Annotated in this window: 2 protein-coding genes and 1 pseudogene; 1 reads left to right on the forward strand and 2 read right to left on the reverse strand. The window is 72.3% G+C overall.

Annotated elements, in window-relative coordinates:
- On the reverse strand, nt 1-4,480 hold a 4,480-nt coding region (locus ACFV4P_RS09490), incomplete at its 3' end, for a toxin glutamine deamidase domain-containing protein (RefSeq protein WP_380469089.1).
- A gap of 3 nt (nt 4,481-4,483) precedes the next feature.
- Nucleotides 4,484-5,002: a hypothetical protein gene (locus tag ACFV4P_RS09495; RefSeq protein WP_380469091.1), complete on the reverse strand. Its 519-nt coding sequence runs from the start codon at nt 5,000-5,002 to the stop codon at nt 4,484-4,486.
- A gap of 7 nt (nt 5,003-5,009) precedes the next feature.
- Here ACFV4P_RS09495 and ACFV4P_RS09500 point away from each other — a divergent pair.
- Nucleotides 5,010-5,493, forward strand: a pseudogene (locus ACFV4P_RS09500) (hypothetical protein); the annotation flags it as partial.

Raw genomic sequence — 5,493 nt, forward strand, 5'->3', positions numbered from 1 at the left:
CGCCGTGGTTCGGCGCAACGTGCGGGGGCGGCGGCGGAGGCGGCGGCACAGCACCCGCACTCGGCGGCACATGCGCAGGCGGCGTGGCACCGTGGTTCGGCGCGACGTGCGGGGGCGGCGGCGGAGGCGGCGGCACAGCACCCGCACTCGGCGGCACATACGCGGACGAGGACTCCGACGACGGAGAACTGGTCGGCGGCACGTGCTCGTTGCCCGTGGTCGGCGCGGGCTTGGCCGCGTGCGCCTCCAGGAACGCCTTCGCGAAGTTGTTCCTGGACTTGTTGTCACCGGCGTAGCGCCCGGAGTCGAGCTCCTGCTCGATCCTGCTGAACAGCTTCTTCTCGTTGGGCGAACCGTGCTTCGAGACCTCCTTGGCCGCCTTCCAGTAGTCCTCCGGCGGCACCCGGAACTTCTTGAAGCTCGGGTCGGCATCCTTCAGCGCAGCCTTCGCGACGTCGGCAGCCTTGCCGGACAGGCCGCCCTGCCCGTCCGCCGGCACGTACTCCTTGCGGAGGTTGCCGCCCTCACCGACGAACTTCGACTCGTTGGTGAAGATGTTGTGGTACTCGATCAGCGCGGGGTTCGTGGTCGACTTGTCGATGCCGAAGCCGTCCAGGACCTGCTTGTGGTGGCCCAGCTCGTGCTGGATCACATGCTCCTGGGTGAAACCGCCCACCGCGGTCGACTGGTTGACGACCAGGATGCCGGGACGACCGTCCTTCGGACCGATGTAGGCGCCCTCGCCCATGCGGCGGACGAAGTCGGTGGCGGAGCTGTGGTCGCCCGTCCGGCCGCCGTCGATGTCCCCGAGGGTGAGGTCGAGGGTCGACTTCGGGAGCCCGTCCTTGCCGACGACCCCGCTCGCGAAGTCCTTGAACGGCGTGGAGACGGTGGCGCCCTCCGGGACGAACACCATGACCGGCAGCTGGTCCTTCGGGATTCCCAGCGTGTCGCCGTACTCCGTCATCCGCTCCGGAGTCGGGACGTGCGCCTCGGTGACCGGCGGCGCATCGTCAAGGGCACCGGGCGAGTCGTCCGGTCGGTGCTCCTCCGACGGCGAGTTGTTCTCGTGCTCGGGCTGCGCCTCGGGGTGCGGCTCGGGCCGCTGCTGGGCCTCCGGCGTGGGCGAATCCTCGTGCTTCGGGGCCGTCTCCGGCTTCGGCGCGGTCTCGTGCTTCGGCGTGGTCTCGGGACGGGCGCCGGCCTGGTGGTTGCCGGTGTTCCCGCCCTGGTTCGCGCCGTGGTTCGCACCATGGTTGGTCGGGTGGAGCGCGCTGCCGTTCGGCCCGAGCGGGACGGCGAACAGGCCGCCCTCGCCCGCGTACAGCGGCTTGTCGCTGGTCCGGCCCATCTGCGGGTCGGCGTAGACGATCTTGCCGTCGTGGTTGACCACGTTCCAGGCGTGCGAGCGGCCCTCGCCGTCGGTGCTGATGATCAGCGCCTGCGAGCCCGGACCGCTCTCCAGCAGCGTCTTCTGGAGCTTCTCGTGGCCTCCCGAGCCCGCGCCCTGGTGCTCGAACCTGCCGCCCAGCGACTGCTCGATCCGGTCGCGGCCGCCCTTCTCGCCGGCGCCGTTGTTCTCCACGCGCGGCGCGGCCGCCGTGGGGTGGCCGTTGTAGGTGTCCATGAAGGACAGCGCCGCGTCGGCACAGTTGTTGTTGCGGCCGGGCGCGTGCGGGCCGTCGCCGTTGAGCTGCTTGACCCAGTCGCCCTGCTGGGGGTCCGGGTGGATCTTCGGCTTGCCGTCCTCGTCGCGCGGGACGGCGTCCTCGATCCGCTTCTGGTCGTGCTCGGAGGGTGCCTTCAGCCCGCCGGGCTCGTCGATCGGACGCTTGTCCGTCGAGCGCGGACGCGGCTCGCCCTCGTGCGGCTGCGACTCGTGCGGCCGGTTGCTGCCGTCGTGCGACTGCTGCTGCTCGTGCGGCGCAGGCGGGTGCTCGGCGCCGTGTGGTGCCGCACCGGCGTGCTCGGTCGGCTTCGGGGCAGGGGTGTGCTGCTGCTCCGGCGCGGCGTGCGTCTCCGGCCGGGCACCACGACCACCGCCGGGGCGCAACGAGCCGCCACCCTGCTGGCTTCCGCCGCCGCCGTGGACGGCACCGCTCTGGCTTCCAGGCCTGGGAGCACCGGACATTGACGGTGCGTCAGGTCGGGACCCGCCGCCGATGTGGCTGCCGCCGCCGACCGGGCCGGGGGTGAACCCGGCGCCGCCCATCGGCGGGACGGCACCCTGGTTCGGGCTCTGGGTGGCGGAGTTGGGCATGTTGTCGCCGAGGCCCTCGGGCATGCCCTGGCCGGGGACGGTCGCCCCGTCCGGACGCGGCAGGGTCGCGCCGCGGGCACCGTCGAGGTGCGTGCCGCCACTGCTGCTGCCACCGCCGTGGCCGGACGAGGACGCCGCACTTGCGAGGTGCGCCGCGCCGCCCAGCACGCCGGACATGTTGGGAACCGGCCCGCCGGCAGCCGGACGCGAGGCGCTGTCGTCGCCGGAGGGCTGGACGGAGTCCCGGTCGTTCGCCGAACTCTCGTGCCCGGATGTGGAGTTGTCACGGGCAGGCGTGCTGGCCGCCTCGTTGTGAACGGGGCGCGCCGGCTCCTGGCCCGACAACGGCTCACGCTCGGGCCGGACCGCCGGGGTCTCCTCACGCGCCGGCCGCGACGGGGTCTGCTCAACGAGCGGCTCCCGCGTCTGCGGAATCGCCTCAGCCCGCTCATGACCCTTGCTGCCGCCCGACGTTTGCTCGTGCGCCGGCGCCTGCTCGTGACCCTTGCCGCCACCGGTCGCCTGCTCGTACGACGGCGGAGCCTGCTCGTGGCCCCTGCCACCGCCCGTCGCCTGCTCGTACGACGGCGGGGTCTCCTCACGCGCCGGCCGCGACGGGGTCTGCTCGACAAGCGGCTCCCGCGTCTGCGGAATCGCCTCGGCCCGCTCATGACCCTTGCTGCCGCCCGACGTCTGCTCGTGCGCCGGCGCCTGCTCGTGACCCTTGCCGCCACCGGTCGCCTGCTCGTACGACGGCGGAGCCTCCTCGCGCGCCGGCCGCGACGGGGTCTGCTCGACAAGCGGCTCCCGCGTCTGCGGAATCGCCTCGGCCCGCTCATGACCCTTGGCACCACTCGACGTCTGCTCGTGCGCCGGCGCCTGCTCGTGACCCCTGCCACCGCCGGTCGCCTGCTCGTACGACGGCGGAGCCTGCTCGTGGCCCTTCCCGCCGCCCGTCGCCTGCTCGTACGACGGCGGAGCGTCTCCGCTGCTGCGGCCGGAGCCGAACGGGGACAGTCCGCCGACCTTGGAGTCGCCCGAACCCGAGCGCCCGGCACCCGAGTTGGAGTCGCCCGACGAGTCCCAGCCGTCCGAACGCGACTTGCTGCCGCCCGAGTTGGACCCGCTGGAGTCCCAGCCGTCCGAACGCGACTTGCCGCCACCCGAGTTGGAGCTTCCGGAATCGCCGGAGGGCCCCTGGTAGGAGCTGCCGCTGTCGCCGGAGGAGGTGTCGGGCTTGGTGAACTTCGGCGGGCCGTCCTGGCGTCCGCCCTGGCCGGCGCCGACCGGGTCGGGGATGTGCGGGGCGTCGCCGGGCTTGGGGGCGGGCGCGTGCTTGCCGGCGGCCCCCTGTGCCATGTGGCTCATGCCTGCGCCCGCGCCGCCGGAGAGGCCGGAGCCGAGCAGGGAGGAGGTGTCCACCTTGCCGGTGGTGATGTACTGGGTGGCGGCGTCCGCGCCGACGCCGGTGGCCGCACCGATGGCCATCTTGCCGCCTGCGGAGTTCGCGAGGTTGCCCAGTCCCATCTTGCCGGCCGCGCCGCCCAGGCCCGCGCCGATCAGGTGGCCGGCGGCGCCGCCGATCGCGCCACCCTTGGCGTTGTCGCCGACTTCCTTCCAGTCGATGCTCTTGCGGTGGCCCTCGGCGAGCTCGATGCCCTGGGCCATCAGGTTGATCGCGGCCATCTGGGCGGCCTGCTTGGCCGCCATCTTGATCATGTCCTTGAGCAGGGTCTTGAGGGTCGTCTGGACGAACGCACGCGCCGCCGCGATGAACCCGGGCACCTGCACCATCGACGCGCCCGCGGTGACCACCGCTTCGGCCTCCGCCGTCGCCAACTCGAAGGCTAGGATGCCGAGTTGAGCCACGATCTGGATCTTCGCGGTCTCGGCCGAGTTGGCCACCTGCTCCAGCATGTCACCCATGCCGCTGAGCGCGTTGATGGTCGCGGTCAGTCGGCCCGGGTCGTCCTCGGTGCCCTTGCCGACGGTGTACCCGTCCCAGTACTTGCCCAACGACTCGGCGGCGGTGCCCTGCTGGCCCTCCAGCGCGCGCTTGATCGCCGCGTCCGCGCCCTGGGTGGCGTCCTTCAGGCTCTCCGACGCCTTGCGGCACTGGTCGGCCATGTCGCGGAGCTGGTCCTCGTCGGCTTCCGGCCAGCGGCAGCCGGCGAGCAGCAGGAGCACCCACTGGAGGGGCTCCGGGAGTTCGACAGCCATGGGTCAGTGCCTTCCGTTCGAGCTGGTCATGCCGGGCGTCATCATTGGGCGGACGTGCGACGGCACGGTCGGTGCGGTACCGGGCGAGGGCGGCATCGGGACGTCACTGTCGCCCATGCCGGTGAAGGAGCCGGTCGCGCCTTCCTCGGCGGCCTCGTAGCTCTCCCCCATGCGCTTCAGGCCGTCGGCGATGTCGCGGACTTCCTTCACCAGGCTCTGGAGCGTCTTCACGGTGTTGTGGCTGTACAGCAGGTAGCCCTTCTCACCCTCGGCGAACTGCTTGCCGGACTCGTCGTTGCCCCACGGGTTCTGACTCTCCATCGACGGCAGGTACGAGGACAGCGACGAGGCCAGCGACGAGATCTGCTCCGACGCGGCCAGCACCGGCGAGACGGCCGCCTTGTACTGGTCGGGGCTCACCTCGAACCCCTGCCCGGCCTTCCCCGAGTCCGAGTTGGCGGCCGCCTTGGTTCCGTTGGCGGCGCCCGCCCGCTGCCCGGCCTCGGTCGACTGCCGCGGCACCCCCTCCGTGAGCGGCGTACCCCCAACCTTCAACTGCGCCGTCTCGGCCCCGTCCGCCGGCGACAACGGCACCCCCGCCGTAGCCGGCACGCCCGCCGCGAGCGGCGTACCCCCAACCTTCAACGCCGCCGTCTCAGCCCCATCGGCCGACGACAACGGCACCCCGGGCGTAGCCGGCACGCCCGCCGCGAGCGGCGTACCCCCAACCTTCAACGCCGCCGTCTCAGCCCCATCCGCCGGCGACAACGGCACCCCCGCCGTAGCCGGGACCCCCTCCGCCAGCGGCATCCCGCGCGACTTCAACTGCCCTGTCTCCATCGACATCGCGGGCACCGTGTCTCCCAACGGCACCCCCTCCGACGACTTCAACCGCCCCGTCTCCATCGACATCGCAGGCACCGTGTCTCCCAACGGCACCCCCTCCGACGACTTCAACCGCCCCGTCTCCATCGACATCGCAGGCACCGTGTCTCCCAACGGCACCCCCTCCG

Origin of the sequence: Kitasatospora sp. NPDC059795 (genome assembly GCF_042732175.1) — a bacterium.
Lineage (GTDB): Bacteria > Actinomycetota > Actinomycetes > Streptomycetales > Streptomycetaceae > Kitasatospora.